The organism is Enterobacter sp. 118C5 (genome assembly GCF_034107645.1).
GTDB lineage: Bacteria > Pseudomonadota > Gammaproteobacteria > Enterobacterales > Enterobacteriaceae > Enterobacter > Enterobacter nematophilus.
In genome coordinates this window covers 58,276-77,783 of sequence record NZ_JAWNEU010000018.1, presented here as the reverse complement: position 1 = coordinate 77,783, position 19,508 = coordinate 58,276, and the positions used below count along the sequence as shown (strand labels likewise).

19 protein-coding genes and 2 tRNA genes are annotated in these 19,508 nt (G+C 54.9%); 9 read left to right on the top strand and 12 right to left on the bottom strand.

Going from position 1 to position 19,508, the window contains the following annotated elements; translation table 11 throughout:
* The first annotated feature begins 192 nt into the window (after window positions 1–192).
* Genes csgD through csgG form a run of 4 tightly spaced genes read left to right on the top strand, consistent with a single transcriptional unit; the run spans window position 193 to window position 2,534 of the window.
* Entirely contained in the window at window positions 193–843 is a 651-nt protein-coding gene (gene csgD / locus UTO39_RS20650) for a biofilm master transcriptional regulator CsgD (RefSeq protein ID WP_028012677.1), read from the top strand.
* Between the two features lie 4 nt (window positions 844–847).
* Entirely contained in the window at window positions 848–1,237 is a 390-nt protein-coding gene (csgE, locus tag UTO39_RS20645; RefSeq protein WP_061098603.1) for a curli production assembly/transport protein CsgE, read from the top strand.
* Window positions 1,238–1,260: 23 nt separating this feature from the next.
* Window positions 1,261–1,674, top strand: a complete 414-nt coding sequence (gene csgF / locus UTO39_RS20640; protein WP_116340728.1) for a curli production assembly/transport protein CsgF — start codon at window positions 1,261–1,263, stop codon at window positions 1,672–1,674.
* A gap of 26 nt (window positions 1,675–1,700) precedes the next feature.
* Window positions 1,701–2,534: a curli production assembly/transport protein CsgG gene (gene csgG, locus UTO39_RS20635; protein WP_061098605.1), complete on the top strand. Its 834-nt coding sequence runs from the start codon at window positions 1,701–1,703 to the stop codon at window positions 2,532–2,534.
* A 43-nt stretch (window positions 2,535–2,577) separates the two neighbouring features.
* Here csgG and UTO39_RS20630 read toward each other — a convergent pair whose 3' ends face one another.
* From UTO39_RS20630 to ghrA, 4 genes are all read right to left on the bottom strand, one after another.
* Window positions 2,578–3,060 carry a DUF1097 domain-containing protein gene (locus UTO39_RS20630; protein ID WP_320727958.1) on the bottom strand — a complete coding sequence of 161 codons (483 nt, stop codon included), beginning with the start codon at window positions 3,058–3,060 and terminating at the stop codon, window positions 2,578–2,580.
* 96 nt (window positions 3,061–3,156) lie between these two features.
* Entirely contained in the window at window positions 3,157–3,711 is a 555-nt protein-coding gene (locus UTO39_RS20625) for a molecular chaperone (RefSeq protein ID WP_028012672.1), read from the bottom strand.
* Between the two features lie 20 nt (window positions 3,712–3,731).
* On the bottom strand, window positions 3,732–4,469 hold the full coding sequence (locus UTO39_RS20620) for a phosphatase (RefSeq protein ID WP_028012671.1): 738 nt from the start codon (window positions 4,467–4,469) through the stop codon (window positions 3,732–3,734).
* A gap of 84 nt (window positions 4,470–4,553) precedes the next feature.
* On the bottom strand, window positions 4,554–5,492 hold the full coding sequence (gene ghrA, locus UTO39_RS20615) for a glyoxylate/hydroxypyruvate reductase GhrA (protein ID WP_320727957.1): 939 nt from the start codon (window positions 5,490–5,492) through the stop codon (window positions 4,554–4,556).
* Between the two features lie 232 nt (window positions 5,493–5,724).
* Here ghrA and UTO39_RS20610 point away from each other — a divergent pair.
* Window positions 5,725–5,812: transfer RNA gene (locus UTO39_RS20610), tRNA-Ser, on the top strand.
* Window positions 5,813–6,110: 298 nt separating this feature from the next.
* Here the strand turns inward: UTO39_RS20610 and UTO39_RS20605 are convergent.
* A complete protein-coding gene (locus tag UTO39_RS20605; RefSeq protein WP_320727956.1) occupies window positions 6,111–7,016 on the bottom strand; it encodes a LysR family transcriptional regulator in 906 nt (301 codons plus the stop codon).
* 109 nt (window positions 7,017–7,125) lie between these two features.
* On the opposite strand from UTO39_RS20605, the gene UTO39_RS20600 reads away from it, so the two are divergent.
* The 3 genes from UTO39_RS20600 (at window position 7,126) to UTO39_RS20590 (ending at window position 8,909) form a co-directional block, all read left to right on the top strand.
* The gene (locus UTO39_RS20600) at window positions 7,126–7,986 is read left to right on the top strand and encodes a pirin family protein (RefSeq protein WP_253541521.1); all 861 of its coding nucleotides are present in this window, start codon (window positions 7,126–7,128) and stop codon (window positions 7,984–7,986) included.
* Between the two features lie 20 nt (window positions 7,987–8,006).
* Entirely contained in the window at window positions 8,007–8,684 is a 678-nt protein-coding gene (locus UTO39_RS20595; protein WP_320727955.1) for an isochorismatase family protein, read from the top strand.
* 137 nt (window positions 8,685–8,821) lie between these two features.
* Window positions 8,822–8,909, top strand: a tRNA-Ser gene (locus tag UTO39_RS20590).
* Between the two features lie 241 nt (window positions 8,910–9,150).
* On the opposite strand, the gene UTO39_RS20585 is transcribed toward UTO39_RS20590, so the two are convergent.
* The 5 genes from UTO39_RS20585 to efeU all read right to left on the bottom strand — a co-directional run bounded on the left by UTO39_RS20585 (window position 9,151) and on the right by efeU (window position 15,605).
* Window positions 9,151–10,656: an alanine/glycine:cation symporter family protein gene (locus UTO39_RS20585; RefSeq protein WP_320727954.1), complete on the bottom strand. Its 1,506-nt coding sequence runs from the start codon at window positions 10,654–10,656 to the stop codon at window positions 9,151–9,153.
* A 367-nt stretch (window positions 10,657–11,023) separates the two neighbouring features.
* Entirely contained in the window at window positions 11,024–11,815 is a 792-nt protein-coding gene (gene phoH / locus UTO39_RS20580) for a phosphate starvation-inducible protein PhoH (protein ID WP_173647354.1), read from the bottom strand.
* A 499-nt stretch (window positions 11,816–12,314) separates the two neighbouring features.
* On the bottom strand, window positions 12,315–13,598 hold the full coding sequence (gene efeB / locus UTO39_RS20575) for an iron uptake transporter deferrochelatase/peroxidase subunit (protein WP_320727953.1): 1,284 nt from the start codon (window positions 13,596–13,598) through the stop codon (window positions 12,315–12,317).
* A gap of 5 nt (window positions 13,599–13,603) precedes the next feature.
* Window positions 13,604–14,731 (bottom strand): iron uptake system protein EfeO, encoded by a 1,128-nt coding sequence (gene efeO, locus UTO39_RS20570; protein WP_320727952.1) that lies wholly within the window; start codon window positions 14,729–14,731, stop codon window positions 13,604–13,606.
* 40 nt (window positions 14,732–14,771) lie between these two features.
* Window positions 14,772–15,605 (bottom strand): iron uptake transporter permease EfeU, encoded by an 834-nt coding sequence (gene efeU / locus UTO39_RS20565; RefSeq protein ID WP_320727951.1) that lies wholly within the window; start codon window positions 15,603–15,605, stop codon window positions 14,772–14,774.
* A 251-nt stretch (window positions 15,606–15,856) separates the two neighbouring features.
* Here efeU and UTO39_RS20560 point away from each other — a divergent pair, with 251 nt between their 5' ends.
* Window positions 15,857–17,041, top strand: coding sequence for a NupC/NupG family nucleoside CNT transporter (locus tag UTO39_RS20560; RefSeq protein ID WP_045261666.1), 1,185 nt, complete (start codon window positions 15,857–15,859; stop codon window positions 17,039–17,041).
* Window positions 17,042–17,088: 47 nt separating this feature from the next.
* Here the strand turns inward: UTO39_RS20560 and UTO39_RS20555 are convergent, their stop codons facing one another.
* The gene (locus tag UTO39_RS20555) at window positions 17,089–17,508 is read right to left on the bottom strand and encodes a DUF3574 domain-containing protein (RefSeq protein WP_151413163.1); all 420 of its coding nucleotides are present in this window, start codon (window positions 17,506–17,508) and stop codon (window positions 17,089–17,091) included.
* Between the two features lie 78 nt (window positions 17,509–17,586).
* Complete coding sequence (gene putP, locus UTO39_RS20550; RefSeq protein WP_061098616.1) at window positions 17,587–19,095, bottom strand: sodium/proline symporter PutP; 1,509 nt, start codon at window positions 19,093–19,095, stop codon at window positions 17,587–17,589.
* Between the last annotated feature and the right edge of the window lie 413 nt (window positions 19,096–19,508).

Genomic DNA, 19,508 nt, shown 5'->3' with positions numbered 1-19,508 from the left:
ATTAACACTTGCTTTAAAATTCGTAAAAGCTAGATTGAAATTAGATGTACGAAATTGGTTTTATATTTACCTCCCTGCGGAGGTTATGTTCTGATTCTACATACAGCAGTGCAACATCTGTCAGTACTTCTGGTGCCCTCTTCTTTACAAAGAGGGCTGCTGTCAGGTGCCAAAAATAAGTGGGGTTTCATCATGTATAATGAAGTCCATAGTTTACATGGTCATACATTACTGTTGATCACAAAACCTTCTCTGCAAGCGACAGCTTTATTACAACATTTAAAGCAATCTTTATCACTGAACGGGAAATTGCATAATATTCAACGTTCTTTTGATGATATTGCGCCTGGCAGCATCATTCTGTTTGATATGATGGAAGCCGATAAAAAGCTTATCCATTACTGGCAAGATAACTTAAGCAGGAAAAACAATAATATCCGCGTGTTATTATTGAATACGCCTGATGAATATCCTTTCAGAGATATTGAAAGCTGGCCGCATATCAATGGCGTGTTCTACGTCACTGAAGAAGAAGTTCGGGTGGTAGATGGTCTGCAAGGCATATTGCGCGGCGAATGCTATTTCTCGCAAAAGCTTGCCAGCTACCTCATCACGCACTCCGGAAATTACCGCTATAACAGTTCGGAATCAGCGCTGCTCACCCACCGTGAGAAAGAGATCCTGAACAAATTACGCATTGGTGCTTCAAATATTGAAATCGCCCGTTCGTTATTTATCAGCGAAAATACGGTAAAGACGCACCTTTATAATCTTTTCAAGAAGATAGCTGTTAAAAACCGAACTCAGGCGGTTTCATGGGCAAACGATAACCTCAGGCGTTAATCACATGAAGCGCACGTTGAGTTGGATCGCCGCAGCGAGTTTTCTGCTCGCTGCAGGGAACCTGCAGGCCGTTGAGGTCGAAGTTCCCGGATTGTTAACTGACCACACTGTCTCATCGATCGGGCACAGTTTTTACCGGGCCTTCAGCGATAAATGGGACAGTCCCTACACGGGTAATTTAACAATCAACGAGCGGCCCAGTGCACGTTGGGGAAGCTGGATAACCATAACGGCCAATCAGGACGTTATTTATCAAACGTTTTTATTCCCCTCGAAAACAGACTTCGATAAAAACGTAGCCTTAGCACTGGCTCAAACTGAAGACGCTATTAATCGCCTGCAAATAGATAAAGCCCTATTAAGCACCAGCGATTTAGCAAAAGATGAGTTCTAGCGAACCGATATGCGGAGGCTGTCATGCGTATTGCATATGCAGTTGTTTCGATCATGCTTATTGCTCCCCTGAGCTGGGCCGGAAATATGACCTTCCAGTTCCGTAACCCTAACTTTGGCGGTAACCCCAACAACGGTGCCTTTCTGCTGAATCAAGCCCAGGCACAAAACTCCTATAAAGATCCGAGCTATCAGGATTTTACCGTTGATACCCCTTCCGCACTGGATAACTTCACCCAGGCTATCCAGTCGCAAATTTTAGGGGGATTGCTGACCAACATTAATACCGGCAAGCCCGGCCGAATGATGACCAACGACTTTATTGTCGACATCGCCAACAGGGACGGACAGCTTCAGTTGAATGTGACCGATCGTAAAACAGGAAAAACGTCCACCATAGAAGTTTCCGGCCTGCAAAATAATTCAACTGACTTTTAAACAACAGCTAAATAAGGACAACGACCATGCAGCGCTTCCTGATATTTGTTGCAGTGTGCTTATTGAGCGGTTGTTTAACTGCTCCGCCTAAAGAAGCTGCAAAACCTACATTAATGCCTCGGGCCCAGAGTTATCGTGATTTAACCCATTTGCCTTCGCCTACGGGCAAGATATTTGTCTCGGTATACAACATTCAGGATGAAACCGGGCAATTTAAGCCTTACCCGGCAAGTAACTTCTCCACCGCGGTGCCGCAAAGCGCCACCGCCATGCTGGTGACCGCACTTAAAGATTCGCGCTGGTTTATTCCGCTGGAACGCCAGGGATTGCAAAACCTGTTAAATGAACGAAAAATCATTCGTGCCGCGCAGGAGAATGGCACCGTCGCGGACAATAACCGGATGCCCCTGCAGTCTCTGGCCGCCGCAAACGTGATGATTGAAGGGTCGATTATCGGTTACGAGAGCAACGTGAAATCGGGCGGCGTGGGCGCGCGCTACTTCGGTATCGGCGCAGATACGCAGTACCAGCTCGACCAAATTGCGGTTAACCTGCGCGTCGTGAACGTCAGTACCGGTGAAGTGCTCTCTTCGGTCAACACCAGCAAAACGATATTGTCTTATGAAGTTCAGGCTGGGGTATTCCGCTTCATCGACTACCAGCGCCTGCTGGAGGGAGAAATTGGCTACACCTCGAACGAACCGGTCATGATGTGTCTGATGTCAGCCATTGAAACCGGCGTGATCTTCTTAATCAACGATGGTATCGATCGCGGGCTGTGGGATCTGCAAAACAGAGCGGACGTGCAGAACCCGATCCTGGTGAAATACCGTGATATGTCGGTGCCTCCGGAATCCTGACGGGCAGCGCATAAAAAAGGCGAGATGATTATCTCGCCTTTTTTTATTCACTCACCGCGGTGATGTTTTGCGTTTTTTCCCGTCGCGCCGCCAGCCAAAGACCGCTGTTCTTCATGGCGAAGCCAAACAGCAGTCCCAGCGCCAGGGAAGGAACCACCAGCTTCCAGTCCCCCTGACCGGCAAAGGTCGCACAGGCCCCCATAAAGGTGCCCGGCACAAACGACAGCAGCAGATGCTTCGCCTGGATGCACATCAGGAAGGCGACGACACCCGTCATGACGTACCCCAGCATCTCCAGATGCGGCGCCAGCGCGCTGCCTTTCATGATGACCAGCGCCCAGATAACGCCGCTCATCAGCGTGCAGCCTGAGATAAACAGCCCCTTAAGCCCGCCCTGAGGACAGGCGAAATAGGCCGTGCAGCCCAGAAAGCCAGCCCAGCTTAACAGACCGAGAGACACCGCTACCCATCCCCAAATACCGGAGAGGATGCCCGTCGTGATCGCAATACAAAGTAATATGTTCATGGCGCGCATCTTAGCAGAAGCGCGCCATAGAAATGAGATCAGAAGCACATTACGTGCAAGTTGAAATGTATCGTTGCAGATTTTTTGTGATTTAAATCACTCTTCACTCTCTTCTTCCAGCTCGTCCCACATTGCTGCGATGGCGTCACGCGTCAGCGGGGCCAGCGTTCGCCAGAATGGAGAGGTGGCATGGGCTTCCACTTTACCCAGGAAGGTTCCCACCCACGGCAGCAAATACGTTTCGAAGAGGATCCCGATGGCTTCATTTTCGTCGTCACCAGCGTTGTCTTCGATCCAGGAGGCGGCCAGCAGCAGCGTACCGATATGATCGGCTGGCGTATCGCTCAGCGGCATCCCGCGTTCGGAGAGAAATGCCCGCACTTCCGCTTCGGTCGCTCCTTCCTGCCAGGCGGAACGATACGGCGACACGCGGCACTCTTCGCCCACGAACAGAGCATTGTAGTCCGTTGAGATTTGCTGCATGTCGCAGCTTTTCTGCAGGCGTTCCAGTAACTCATCCTGTTCCAGCGGCCAGTTCTGCGCCAGCTTACCTTCGCGAATCAGCGTAAACAGCGGAACCAGCAGCGGATCCTGCGGCTGGCGGTAATACAGGGAGCCCAGCACGCGGCAAAGGATGGAAAATTCATTCATTGTTTTATTCCGTTATTCAATTAAAGATCGGCAAATTCATCAATCGGCGCCATGCCGCGCGATTCGAGGAAATCGAGCATACGACGCGGTGTGACGTTCAGGATGCGTTCTTCCGGGAAATCCACATCCTGCAATATTTTCAGGCACTCGCTAAAATCCCCCAGCGTGAAGGCCGTGTGCGAATCAGAGCCCAGCGCCACCATGCCACCCGCATCTCGCACGGCGGCAGCCACTTCGCGACAGTTGGCTTCACTGCCCTTACGCGAGTGCACGAACGAGGAGTTATTAATCTCCAGCGCCACGCGGTGTTTCGCCGCGGCCTGCGCCACGGCCTGAATATCAATCGGGTACTTCGGGTTGCCCGGATGGCTGATGATGTGCACGTTGCCGCTGGCAATTGTGGCAATCATCGCCGCGGTATTGGTCTCTTTATCCTGCGGCGGGAATACCGGCTCATGGAAACCGGCAAGGATCAGATCTAACGAAGTCAGCATCGGGCCGGTACAGTCAATTTCACCGTCGGTGTTTTTGATGTTCGCCTCAATGCCGCGCAGTATCCCAATGCCGTCCACCAGACGTGGCCAGATACGCATATTCACAAAATGCCAGTAGTGCGGCGCATCCGCCATATCCGGGCCGTGATCGGTTATTGCGAACAGCTTGATGCCCTTAAGCTTCGCCTGGGCGATATAATCATGGAGGTTGCTATACGCGTGGGTGCTGGCGACGGTGTGCATATGCAGGTCAACGGGATACATCTTTCTCTCCTCTGCGTTTTTTCCAAAGGATAGCAGTTATCAGCGGCGAATATTAGCAAAAACCCGGCGAACGCCGGGTTTCTCTCAGTAACCGCGCTGTCGGTCGACCTGTCCGGTGACCGGGTTACCCTTCTCTATTTCACCGATCGTGTGCGAGATATAGGCCACCGCCTCGGCAGGTCGCGTCACGGCGGCAACGTGCGGAGTCATTGCCACGCGCGGGTGTCGCCACAGCGGGCTTTCCTCCGGCAGCGGCTCGCGGCTGTAGACATCCAGTATGGCGCCTTTAAGCTTCCCGCTGTCCAGCGCCTTCAGCAGATCCGCCTCGACCAGATGCACGCCTCGCGCCAGGTTCATCAGGTAGCTCCGATCGTCCAGCTGGTTGAGCAGACCTTCATTGATGATTCCCACCGTTTCCGCCGTATTGGGCAGCAGGTTAATCAGCACGCGCGTGCCGTTCAGAAAGGCCGGAAGTTCATCCGTTCCGGCAAAGCTCTCAACGCCCGGATAGTTTTTACGGCTGCGGCTCCAACAGCGCAGCGGGAAGCCCCACGGCGCGAGCGCTTCAGCCACTTTCGAACCCAGCACGCCGGCGCCGAGGATACCAACGGTAAACGCTTCGCGCTGATATTCCGGCAGCGGCTCCCAGCGTGATTGCTGCTTAAGCGCCTGATAATCATCAAAGCGGCGGAACCAGTGCAGAACCTGGCTGACGGCATATTCCTGCATTTGCTGGCCCATACCGGTATCTTCCAGGCGGAACAGGGGAATATCTTCCGGCAGCATTTCAGGGTGTGCTTTCAGCTTGCTCAGAATGGAATCCACGCCGGCCCCGAGCGCGAACACGGCCTTCAGCTTACGGCCCTGAAGCATTTCTACCGGCGGATGCCAGACCAGCGCGTAGTCGGCATGTTCGTTATCGCCCCGCTTCCACTCACGAACGCGAGCGCCCGGCAGTGCCGCCGAGAGTGCTTTAATCCAGTAAGCCGTATCAAAAGTGGGGTGATAGAAGAGTATATCCATAGTCAATCCTGCCTTTTATTGCGCTGATTTATTTTGCTTTTTAACTGGACGGTCAGCATAGCAAATTTCTTGCGCGACTGTGTTGTTGATAAAAAAGACGCTTTCAGCACATTTAAGAATCATGTTGCCTGAAGTTTGTCTAAACGCGCTAAATTACTGAAAAAGTGGGTTGACGGCAGTTCGGCTTTTCCTTACATTAGCGCCCGTCCCGGCAACAACGGGATGACAATATGGTGAGGTGTCCGAGTGGCTGAAGGAGCACGCCTGGAAAGTGTGTATACGGCAACGTATCGGGGGTTCGAATCCCCCCCTCACCGCCATATTTAAAGAAGAGCTCGCATGAAAATGCGGGCTTTTTTTTCGCATGTTGCACGCCTGTGGGGGGATGAGAACCCCCGACCGGGGTTCGACAACTGGCGCAGCCAGTTGGACAGATGACGAGCCTGCGAGGAATCTGCCCGAAGGGCGAGCGAAGCGAGTCAATCCCCCCCGGTGCTATATTTAGCTCAATGCGGCCTGAGCCCCTCCCCCTAACCCTCTCCCCAAAGGGGCGAGGGAATTGTTCACTTGCTCGCATTAGTTTCCGGGGACTCCTCAGCCCGCAGGGCAAGGGGATCTTTACTCCTCCACCATCCGCGCATACTCTTCAGTAAGAAAATCCACCAGCGTTCTGACGGACGGCAGCAAACCTCGCCTGGAGGGATAAACAGCGTGAATCACTTCCCGTCTTGGCTCCCACGCGCCCAGCACCCGTACCAGTTCCCCTGATGCCAGCTGATCCTTGACCATTAAAATCGGCAGCTGTACTACCCCCACACCCGCCATCGCCGCTTCACGCAGCGCCAGCATATCGGTGGTAATCAAGCGCGGCGTAAAGTGAATCTCCGCTTTCGCCCCTTCCGGCCCGCTCAGTTCCCATTTATGCAGCTGCTTTCCCGCCCCCATGCTCAAACCCGGCCACTCGCTCAGTTCAGAGGGCACGGCAGGGTTGCCCATCCGCTCGATCAGCGCAGGGCTCGCCACCAGGCAGTGCCCCCTGTCTGCCAGCACTCTTAACACCAGGTCGCTGTCGTCAAACGGACGTGGACGAACGCGGATTGCCACGTCAATGCCCTCGCCCACCAGATCGACCCGCCGGTTGGTAGCCTCAAGCTGAAGATTGATCCCCGGATAGCGCGCCATTAACCGCGCCAGCATGGGCCCCACGTGAACGTGCAGCAAGGTGACCGGACAGGTGATCCTGACCACGCCGCGTGGCTCGGCCTGCAACGCCGCCACCGCCTCTTGCGCAGCTTCAGCCTCTACCAGCATGGCTTTACAGTGCTGATAGAACGTCTGCCCCACTTCCGTCACCGTAAACTGCCGGGTGGTACGCTGGATCAGCTGCACGCCAAGGCGTTCTTCCAGCTGGGCAATCCGGCGGCTCAGTTTCGACTTGGGCTGATCGAGCGCCCGGCCTGCCGCCGCAAACCCACCATGGTCCACCACCTTCACAAACCACGCGAAATCATTGAGATCCTGCATACGCCCTCATCGTTCTATTTTCAGAACAGTGAATGTCATTTTCACTATCTACCGGGATATTAACCCTGAATATAAGCTAATTACATCAACAGAACATCAGGAGTTCATCATGAAAAGCGTAACAGGCGTTTATACCGCACCTCGTCCGCACTGGGTCGGTGACGGTTTCCCGGTTCGTTCAATGTTTTCTTACCAGACGCACGGCGAGCCGCTGAGCCCGTTCCTGCTGCTGGACTACGCAGGACCGTACACCTTCCCGGCGGACGGCGCGAAACGCGGCGTGGGCGAGCATCCTCATCGCGGGTTTGAAACGGTGACCATCGTTTACTCCGGCGAAGTGGAGCACCGCGACTCCACGGGCAAAGGCGGCGTCATCGGCCCCGGCGACGTGCAGTGGATGACGGCGGGCGCAGGCATCCTGCACGAGGAGTTCCACTCCAGCACCTTCGCGCAGAAAGGCGGCGAACTGAAAATGATGCAGCTGTGGGTCAACCTGCCTGCCAAAGACAAAATGGCGACGCCCGGCTACCAGAGCATCACCAAAGCGGATATCCCGGTGGTCGCGCTGCCGGATAACAGCGGCACGCTGCGGGTCATCGCCGGTCGCTTTGAGGACGTGACGGGCCCGGCCCATACCTTCTCACCGCTGAACGTCTGGGATCTGGCGCTGCACCAGGGCAACCATCTGACGCTCGACCAGCCCGAAGGCTGGAGCACGGCGCTGGTGGTACTTGAGGGCAGCGTAACGGTGAACGGCACCACGCCAGCGGGTGAAGCGCAGCTGGTCGTGCTGAGCCAGAGCGGCGACAGGCTGCATCTGGAAGCGAACAGCGACGCGAAAGTGCTGCTGATGGCCGGCGAGCCGCTGAATGAACCGATTGTGGGCTACGGCCCGTTTGTGATGAACAGTAAAACCGAGATCGCGGAAGCCATTCGTGATTTCAACTCCGGCCGCTTCGGCCAGATCTGAACGAAATAAAGGAGCGTAATATGTCTACCCCTGCAAACTTCAACGGTGCACGTCCCGTCATTGACGTAAATGATGCCGTCATGCTGCTTATCGACCACCAGAGCGGGCTGTTCCAGACCGTCGGCGACATGCCCATGCCGGAGCTGCGCGCCCGCGCGGCGGCGCTGGCAAAGATCGCCACGCTGGCAAAGATCCCGGTGATCACCACGGCCTCCGTTCCGCAGGGACCGAACGGCCCGCTTATCCCGGAGATCCACGCCAACGCGCCGCATGCGCAGTATGTGGCCCGCAAAGGTGAGATCAACGCCTGGGATAACCCGGAATTCGTGGCGGCGGTAAAAGCCACCGGTCGCAGGACGTTAATTATTGCCGGCACGATCACCAGCGTCTGCATGGCCTTCCCGTCCATCAGCGCGGTGGCGGACGGGTATAAAGTGTTTGCGGTAATTGATGCCTCTGGCACCTACAGCAAAATGGCGCAGGAGATCACCCTGGCACGCGTGGTTCAGGCAGGCGTGGTGCCGATGGATACCGCCGCTGTGGCCTCTGAGATCCAGCGAACCTGGAACCGTGAAGACGCGGCTGAATGGGCTGAGGTCTACACCCACATCTTCCCGGCCTACCAGCTGCTGATCGAAAGCTACGGCAAAGCGCAGGAGGTGGTGAAAAACAGCGAAGCGCTCGATTCGCAGCGTTAATCCTGCGCCGTGCGGCATAAGCTGATTAAGGCTTAACCGAACAAGCAGGAATGCAGAAAATCTGCTTGACCGCTTTCGCGCAACTCCCTATAGTAGCGCCCCGTTGCCCCCCAAGCGGTCAGGCAGCAAAACAATATGGTGAGGTGTCCGAGTGGCTGAAGGAGCACGCCTGGAAAGTGTGTATACGGCAACGTATCGGGGGTTCGAATCCCCCCCTCACCGCCATATTCAAGATAAGAGCTCGTACGAAAGTACGGGCTTTTTTATTTTATATTCTCCGTAAGGGGGGGATGAGAACCACCGACCGGGGTTCGACAACTGGCGCAGCCAGTTGGACAGACTGAGAGCGAAGCGAACAGGCTGCCCGTAGGGCGAGCGAAGCGAGTCAATCCCCCCCGGTGCAGACTCAGCACCTCACTTATAAAAAAAAGCCCGTGTCAAAGCACGGGCCTTCTTATTCTATTCCTCAGCTATTCAACTTCCCTGCCGGCTGCTTTCCTTCAGGAGATGAAACCTGCCCAAGATTAGCAATATTCTCTTCCTTGCGCTCCTCCAGCCAGTAATCCGCATTTTTAATCCCCAGTCGAACCGGGTCAAACTGCGGATCCAGCCCCTGCGCATTTTGAGTTTCATAATCCTTCAGGCTGGCAAACGCTTTTTTATGCAGCAGAACAATGGCAATAATGTTGAGCCATGCCATCAGCCCTACCCCAATATCCCCCAGCCCCCAGGCCAGATCCGCGGTACGAACCGTGCCATACACCGTCGAAGCCATCAGACATAATTTGAGCAGGAACGTCAGCCACGGGCGGTGAATTTTACGGTTAATGAAGGCGATATTGGTTTCGGCGATATAGTAGTAGGCAATAATCGTGGTGAAGGCAAAGAAGAACAGCGCAATGGCAACAAAGTAATTACCAAAGCCCGGCATCATACTTTCCATCGCCGTCTGCACGTAGCCAGGCCCCGCGGCCACGCCTGCAATACCGGTATAAAGCGCCGCGCCGTCGACGCCCTGCACGTTATACAGCCCGGTGATCAGCAGCATAAACCCGGTCGCGGAGCAGACAAACAGCGTGTCGATATAGACCGAGAATGCCTGCACCAGCCCCTGCTTCACCGGATGGCTTACCGCCGCCGCGGATGACGCATGCGGCCCGGTCCCCTGCGCCGCTTCGTTAGAATAGACGCCGCGCTTAACGCCCCACATAATCGCCTGGCCGAGGATGGCGCCAAAGCCCGCTTCCAGGCCGAAGGCGCTTTTCCAGATCAGCAGAATAACAGAAGGAAGCTGGTCAATATTAATGGCGATAATCACGCAGGCGACAATAATATAGCCCAGCGCCATAAAAGGAACGACCATACTGCTAAAGCTGGCGATCCTTTTCACGCCGCCGAAAATAATAAAACTTAACAGCACGGCAAGTAATGCCGCCGTGACGTTCGGGCTCAGACCAAAGGCAATATCCAGGCTTGCACCAATCGAGTTTGCCTGTACGCCCGGAAGTAATAACCCGCAGGAGAAAATAGTCACAATGGCAAATAACCAGGCATACCACTTCACGCCTAAACCTTTTTCAATATAAAAGGCAGGACCACCGCGATATTCACCGTTTATTTTTTCTTTATAAACCTGACCGAGAGTGGATTCAACAAACGCTGAGCTGGCGCCCAAAAACGCCACTATCCACATCCAGAAAAGCGCCCCCGGCCCGCCAAAGGTAATTGCCGTGGCCACACCGGCGATATTCCCTGTCCCCACGCGGCCTGCCAGCGTCATCGTCAGCGCCTGAAACGACGATACGCCTGCATCGGTAGGACGCCCCTGGAACATCAGGGTAATCATATGTTTGATATGACGTAATTGCAGAAAGCGACTACGCAGTGAGAAATAGAGGCCAACACCCAGACATAAAAATATTAACGCAGGGCTCCAGATTACACCATTAATAGCACCAACCAGTTCGTTCATGTATGACCCTCAGCGTGATGTTTCGGGGGAACGGATCCCCTGTTGTGTTTCTTCTTAGAATTTTGTTCGAACAAGTACGAAACATAGATAACTCCCCTGCAGACACCAACTTAATTTTTACTTCGTAGTAATGATCTGTGACAACATTCACGTTTAATTTTTAACTAACAATTAGCGCGATCATTATATTCATAGATATTTTGTGGGTATTATAAACACATGTCACACTTCTACCGCTCAAATAAAAACCAGCCGAATATAAATAAATAATCGAAATGATTAATTATGAATAACAGGTGAGGTATGCAAATAATAAATGATGCTTCCCGGCATGACGCCGGGAAGAAATGGCTTAAAAAGAATGATCTTAATCGGAATACACTTCCAGCGTCCGTTGACACAGCGCTGAACGCACGCAGTCCTCTTTGGTGAAACGTACCACCCCAATCATCTCATCTTCCTCAAAACGTGACATGGCATCGCTGAGGCCGGACTTCACGCCCGACGGCAGGTCACACTGGGTAATATCGCCGTTAACGATAACCGTCACGTTCTCCCCGAGGCGCGTTAAAAACATCTTCATTTGCGCAGCGGTCACGTTCTGAGCCTCGTCAAGAATGACGACCGCATTTTCAAATGTACGTCCGCGCATATAGGCGAACGGCGCGATTTCCACCTTGCCAATCTCTGGTCGCAGGCAGTACTGCATAAAGGATGCACCCAGTCGCTTCACCAGCACGTCATAGACGGGCCTGAAGTACGGAGCAAACTTCTCCGAAATATCCCCGGGCAGGAAGCCGAGATCTTCATCCGCCTGCAGTACCGGACGAGTAACAATAATGCGCTCCACGTCCTTATGGATCAGCGCTTCCGCCGCTTTGGCCGCACTGATCCAGGTTTTCCCGCATCCGGCTTCACCGGTTGCAAAGATGAGCTGTTTACTCTCGATAGCATTCAGGTAGTGCGCCTGAGCCTCATTGCGCGCCACAATTGGAGAATTATCACGGCTGTCTCTGGCCATGCCAATTGCTTCTACGCCACTCATCTGCACAAGCGAGGTGACCGATTCTTCTTCACGCTGTTTATGGCTACGTGAGTCCCGTCTCAGCACACGTTTTGCTTCGCGACGAGCTTTGATCACTGCTTTTTGTCTTCCCATGGATAGCACCTTGAGTTGTTGGTATTCATCACACGCGCCAGCTTCGGCACGATTATGCGCACGAACATCAGAGGGTTGGCTTCCTTGTAAGCCATTGCTTGCTTTATCAGATGACGATACAGAACGGCTACGCGCACCGGTCTGCACGTCGGTCGAATCAGATTCTTGAGGTGTGGGGGAGAATTTAGTGGTGAGGAAATCGCTGCCGGAGTCTGAGCCTCCGCGCCGGGTGCTGCGGTTGTTATGTTTACCTTGTCCAGTACAGGACGCAACCATTCGCGATCTCCATAGTGATTCAGCATCACTGCCGGGAACTACCGCTGTCTTATCTTAAGTACATCAGGAGTTATCATAAATGCAACATTTATTTTACCTGAATGCAACTTTTAAGACTGTTCCTGCAGCGGAATCAGTCTTATATATGAATATTACAGAAATATAACAATAAGATAGTCATATGAAAAAATAATGTCCCCGCGAACAATCGCAGGGACGATTATCAGGCTTCAATCAGACCCTGTGCGAGATACGCGCCAGCATCGCGCGCGCCGGGCAGAGCAAAGAAATAGCCGCCGCCGATGGGCTTAATGTACTCTTCCAGCGCTTCGCCGTTTAACCGCTTCTGCACGGTCAGGAAGCCTTTCTCCAGATCGTGCTGATAGCAGACGAACAGCAGCCCCATATCAAGCTGGCCGGAGTTGGTCACGCCCAGCGAATAGCTGTAGCCACGGCGCATCATCAGGCTGGACTGCGTCTCTTTGGTGCGCGGGTTGGCAAGGCGAATATGGCTGTCGAGCGCAATGACGTCGCCATCCGGATCGCTCGCGTAGTCCGGCACATCATGCTCGTGCTTCATGCCCAGCGGCGCCCCGCTCTGCTTGTCGCGGCCAAAAATCGTCTGCTGCTCTTTCAGCGGCGTGCGGTCCCAGAACTCCACGTGGAACTGGATAATGCGCACCGCCTGGTAGCTGCCGCCCACCGCCCACGCCGGTTCGCCCTGATCTGCCGTCACCCACACCACGTCTTTCATCAGCGCCGCATCGCTGCTGTCCGGGTTGGCCGTGCCGTCCTTAAAGCCCAGCAGGTTAACCGGCGTCTCTTTGCCTTTGCTGCGGGCGGCGTGGTCAGAGATAAACCCTTCCCGCTTCCAGCGCACGCTCAGCAGATCCGGCGTGTGCTTAATGATATCGCGCAGGGCGTGGATCACCGTGTCCTGAGTATTGGCACAAATCTGCAGGAGCAGATCGCCGTGGCACAGCGCCGCGTCGAGAGAGTCATTCGGGAAGCGCGTCATCTTCTGCAGCGCTTTCGGCTTCTGTTTTGCCAGGCCGTAGCGGTCATTGAACAGCGACTCCCCTACCGACACGGTAATGGTCAGGTTATCCGGCGCGATAAACGCCCCGAGGATACCGGAATCCATCGGCGGCAGGCGCGGGTTCGGCGTCTCCGGCGCCGGCCCGCCCGCGGTCAGAAACGCGATGCGCGCCGTCAGCAGGCGGAACAGACGCTCCAGATCCGCCTTATCGCTGGCCAGCGAATCAAAGGCCACCAGCATCATGGAAGCCTGCTGCGGCGTCAGAATACCCGCCTGGTGCGCGCCGTAAAACGGCTGGGTCTCCATGCGGGCATCCGGCGACAGCGTGCCGGGCGCGCTTTGCGGTTTTGCCGCGTGCGCCACCGGGCAGCCGCCCGCCAGGGCAAGCGCGCCGCCCAGCGCCCCTACCCCTTTCAACAAACGACGTCGGGAAGGTTCCGCCACGTCGAATTCGTCGTGCTTGTTCATCGTGCTTAGTCCAGACCCAGTACGCCGCGCAGCAGGGAGAGATCTTCCGCCAGCGTCGTAATCGGGCCTTTCAGCGCGTTACGGTCGGCGTCGGTCAGCTTGTCGTAGGTTTCGAACCCGTCTTTGGTACGGTACTTCGCCAGGATGGTGTCGACCTTTTTGAAGTTGGCATCCACTTTTGCCAGCAGTTCGCCGTTCTCTTTTTGCAGCTGAGGACGCAGCAGATCGACAATCTTCTGCGCGCCGTCGACGTTGGCCTGGAAGTCCCACAGGTCGGTATGGCTGTAGCGATCTTCTTCACCGCTGATTTTGCTCGCGGCCACTTCTTCAATTAGCCCCGCCGCGCCGCCCACCACTTTTGACGGCGGGAAGGCCAGCTCGCTGATGCGCTTTTGCAGCTCCAGCACGTCGGCGTTCAGCTGATCGGCGTATTTCTCCATTCCTTTGGTGGAGTTATCGCCAAACAGGGCTTTTTCCAGACGGTGGAAGCCGGTGAATTTCGGATCGGCGGCCTTCTGCTCGTAGTCGTCTTCGCGGGCATCAATGCTGCCGTCGAGGTCAGAGAACAGCTCGGCAATCGGCTCGATGCGCTCGTAGTGCTGACGGGTTGGCGCGTACAGGGATTTCGCTTTTTCGATATCGCCCGCTTTCACCGCGTCGGTGAAGGCTTTGGTGCCCGTGACCAGGTCCGCCGTCTCTTTGGTGACGTAGGCTTTATAGGCGGTAATGGCGTCGCCCAGGCTCAGCAGGGCCGTGCCTTTGGCCGCGTCCGCCGTCGCTTCACCTTTGACGATCAGCTTGCCTTTAGGGTTGGTCAGCAGGCCGCAGGTCATGTCGTATTCACCCGGCTGCAGGTTGGCGGTCATCTTCTGGCTGAAGCCCGGCGCGATGTTTTCGCGCTCTTCCACCACCATCACGCCTTTGAGGATCTCCCACTCCAGCGCCTTCTGGCTGTGGTTCTGGATGATAAACTGGGTTTTACCGCTGTTGACCGTGATGGTCATCGGCTCGCACTGCTTATCGTTAACGGTGACTTTCACCTGCGGAATATCCGCAGCCTGCGCGGCGAATGCAGAAGCGAACAGCGCGGCAATGCCTGCGCACAATGCACTACGACGAAACTGAATTGCCATGACTCTTCCCTTAAAAAGTATGTTGTAACTAAAACGACAATTACGGCGCAACGCGCGACGCCTGCGAGCCGGTACGCGGCGGCATTGCGAACAGCACCAGCGCCGGCACCAGATAGATAAAGTACATCGCCACTTCGCTGACGCTCGGCGTTTCCTGGTAGCCGAAGATGCCTTCGAGCAGGGTGCCGGTCAGTGAATGGGTGGAGAGGACGTTGCTGAGATCGAACGCCACGTCCTGGAAGTGGTTCCACAGGCCCGCCTCGTGGAAGGCGCGGATCGCCCCTGCCGCCAGCCCCGCGGCCACCAGCAGAATGAACAGGCTGGTCCACTTAAAGAAGGCGCCCAGATTGAGGCGAATGCCGCCCCAGTAGAGCAGAAAGCCCAGCACCACCGCCGTTGCAAGACCGAGCATAGCGCCCAGCGGCGGCCAGATGCCCACGTCCTGCTGGAATGCCGCCAGCAGGAAGAAGACCGATTCCAGCCCCTCGCGCGCCACGGCGAAAAAGACCATCATAATCAGCGCCCAGCCGTGGTGATTCCCCTTCTGCAGGGCGTTATCCACCGCCTGCTCCAGCTGCACCTTCACGTTGCGGGAAACTTTGCGCATCCAGAAGACCATCCACGTCAGGATGAATACCGCAATCACGGCAACGATACCCTCAAACAGCTCTTGTTCTTTCTGCGGGAATTCGCCGGTGGTTTCATTGATGAGGATACCTAAGCCCAGGCAAAGCGCCGCGGCAAGGAAGACGCCAACCCACATCACGCTAATCCAGCGCCCACGCTGGGTGCGCTTCAGATAGCTGGCGATAAGGCTGACAATCAGGGCCGCTTCAAGGCCTTCACGTAACATAATGAGAAATGGAACAAACATGCCGACACCTTAAATGTTTATCGCGGTCAACTGATGCAAAGAAAGGTAAATTCTTGTGATAGTGATTATCATTACGGCGGAGGGAAACACAAGCGAAATGTGTGGTGATTTGATGACGAGTTGTAAACGCAAAGCCTGTTAATAGTTGCTGCCGTTACCGTTAAGTTTATAAGTTATAATAAAAATGCCCATTTACGGTTAACCAGCGCTGTGGCTAAATATCCGCCTCAAAAACCAACCGAAAATAACCCATGTTTAAGATTGTCCATTTCCTGCTGGCGCTGGTGATTATTCTTGCGCTTGCCTGGCTGGTGAGTTTCGACCGCCGAAAAATTCGCATTCGTTATGTTTTCCAGCTGATTGTTATTGAAATTGCTCTGGCGTTCTTTTTCCTGCACGCCGAAAGCGGGCTATTCCTGATTAAATACGTTTCCGGCTTCTTTGAGTCACTGCTGAAATTTGCCTCGGAAGGAACGAATTTCGTCTTTGGCGGAATGGGTGAAAAAGGGCTGGCGTTTATTTTCCTCGGCGTGCTGTGTCCGATTATTTTTATTTCCGCATTGATTGGTATTCTCCAGCACTGGCGGATCCTGCCGATTTTTATTCGAATCATCGGAACGCTGCTGTCAAAGCTGAACGGCATGGGCAAGCTGGAATCGTTCAACGCGGTGAGTTCGCTGATCCTCGGCCAGTCGGAAAACTTCATTGCCTATAAAGGCGTGCTGGGAGATCTCTCCTCGCGTCGCCTGTTCACCATGGCCGCAACCGCGATGTCGACGGTCTCCCTGTCGATTGTCGGCGCCTATATGACCATGCTCGACGCCAAATTTGTCGTTGCGGCGCTAATCCTGAACATGTTCAGCACCTTTATTATTCTCTCGGTCATTAACCCGGTGCGTCCGGAAGCCGAGCCGGATATCAAGCTGGAAAAGCTGCACGAATCCCAGAGCTTCTTTGAAATGCTGGGCGAGTATATTCTGGCAGGTTTTAAGGTGGCGATGATTATTCTGGCGATGCTGATTGGCTTTATCGCCCTCATTAGCGCCGTTAACGCCCTCTTCTCCAGCGTATTCGGCATGAGCTTCCAGCAGATCCTGGGCTACGTTTTTTATCCGCTGGCGTGGCTTATCGGGATTCCGCTGAGCGATGCGCTTAACGCGGGCAGCATTATGGCAACCAAGCTGGTGGCGAATGAATTTGTAGCGATGATTGAGCTGCAAAAAATTGCCCATGAAATGTCACCGCGCGGGCTGGGTATTTTGTCCGTCTTCCTGGTATCGTTCGCCAACTTCGCTTCCATCGGCATCGTCGCCGGGGCGATTAAAGGGCTGAACGAGCAGCAGGGCAACGTGGTATCGCGGTTTGGTCTGCGTCTGGTGTACGGTGCGACGCTGGTGAGCCTGCTGTCGGCGAGCTTTGCGGGGTTAGTGCTGTAAATTGCTTTGCTAGAAAACAACAACGGCGGGATTTCCCGCCGTTTTTATTAAAACTGCACGCACACCGGCTGGTCGACGCGCATCACCGACTCCTGCGCGAAGCGTGATTTATAAATCCCGCGTAACGCTTCGATATTTGTTTCACTCTGCGCGTCTTTACCGTGGATCAGCATCAGCGCCTTGCTGGGCTCACGCGCCACTTTTCCATCGTTACCCAGCCACTGCCCGCGCGCATCAAATACCGTTAAGCCATCGCGAAAGCGCGGCGTCACGTCCTGGTCAACAAACTGCTGCCACTCGCTACCGGTAATCTGCGCCCCTGCCGGGCGATTTAAGCCGAAATAGAGCGTGGTTTGCTGCATCTGGTTATCCGCTTTGCAGGTCTCCACCGCCGCGCGCTGCGTGGGAGCAGCGCAGCCTGCCAGCATCACTAATGCTGCCACCATTAACCCTGTTTTAATCATCATTTTTCATCTCGAACTGGTGAACGGTCTATCCCCTCTCCCCTATGGGGAGAGGGTTAGGGTGAGGGGGTGGGTATATTTTTACTCTGCCTGAAGCTTAGTCGGCGGCGCAGTGTGGTAATGCGCGTCCGCTTCCGCAAAGCGCTTCTGCATAGAGGCAGACGGCGCTTTACCCAGCAGGCTGAACACCACAATACCGATGCTGCCGAAGATGAAGCCCGGAATGATTTCGTACAGGCCCAGCCACGCGAACTGCTTCCAGACGATGACGGTCACCGCACCGATGATCATCCCCGCCAGCGCGCCGTTGCGGGTCATGCGTGACCACAGCACGGAGAACAGCACCACCGGACCAAACGCGGCACCGAAGCCCGCCCACGCGTAGCTCACGAGACCCAGCACGCGGTTTTCCGGGTTGGCCGCCAGCGCAATGGCCACCAGCGCCACCACCAGCACCATAAAGCGCCCTACCCATACCAGCTCTTTCTGGCTCGCGTCTTTACGCAGGAAGGCCTTGTAGAGGTCTTCGGTGATTGCGCTGGAGCAAACCAGCAGCTGGCAGCTCAGGGTAGACATCACCGCCGCCAGGATCGCAGAGAGCAGAATACCGGCAATCCACGGGTTAAACAGCACCTGCGCCAGCTCGATGAACACGCGCTCGGCGTTCTGGTTCACCGCGCCCGCCTGGGCCGGGTTATTGTTAAAGTACGCGATACCGAAGAAGCCCACCGCACAAGCGCCCGCCAGACACAGGATCATCCACGTCATGCTGATGCGACGCGCGTGAACGATGGTGTGGTGAGAATCCGCCGCCATAAAGCGCGCCAGGATATGCGGCTGACCGAAGTAGCCCAGGCCCCAGCCCATCAGGGAGACGATGGCCACGAAGTTCAGCCCCTTCAGCATGTCGACGTTTTCAATGCTCTTCTGCTTGATCACTTCCAGCGATTCGCCAAAGCCGCCGACGGTGAAAATCACAATCACCGGGGTCAGGATCAGGGCGAAGATCATCAGGCTTGCCTGCACGGTGTCGGTCCAGCTTACCGCCAGGAACCCGCCCACGAAGGTATAGAGGATGGTTGCCGCGGCACCGGCCCACAGGGCGGTTTCATAGCTCATGCCGAAGGTGCTTTCGAACAGGCGCGCACCCGCCACGATGCCGGAGGCGCAGTAGATGGTGAAGAACAGCAGGATCACCACCGCGGAGATAATGCGCAGAATACGGCTGTTATCCTCAAAGCGTCCGGTGAAGTAGTCCGGGAGCGTCAGGGCGTTGTTGTTGGCTTCGGTGTGCACGCGCAGACGCCCTGCCACCAGCTTCCAGTTGATCCACGCGCCGACGGTCAGGCCGATGGCGATCCAGCTTTCGGAAATACCAGAGATGAAAATCGCGCCCGGCAGCCCCATCAGCAGCCAGCCGCTCATGTCGGATGCGCCCGCAGAGAGCGCGGTAACCATCGGGCCTAAGCTGCGGCCGCCCAGAATGTAGTCGTCAAAGTTCTTTGTCGAACGCCATGCCAAAAACCCTATCAGGATCATGCCAAAAATATAAACGAGAAATGTCACCAGCATCGGTGTGCTAATTGCCATTCAAATTCTCCAAAATGTCGAGCGACAGCCGTCCGGGCTGCCTTGTTATGTCATCACCGGAACGTAGTGATGTGTGTATGTGTTTCCGTTGGGCGCGCTATCCTGCCGTATGCGCATCCCGCTGACAAACGATTTAACACTGCATTTACATCAAATTCATCCCCGGTTTGATACGAGTTTCCTATAGGTTGCACTCGCTCACGCTTTTGCGGGTTGCACCTTTAAAAAGTGTTAAGCACCGCATAAAAACTGGGTTCAGAAACAGCAGGCAGTTCTTTTTCTCAGCTAACTAATCGTTAACAATCCATTCATTTTCCAGCTTGCAAACCAGGTCACATTTAACACGGTTGCACAAAGTTGCAACATGGTGGATATTTCACGCTATCAACAGAACGCTATTACAGAACAACAGG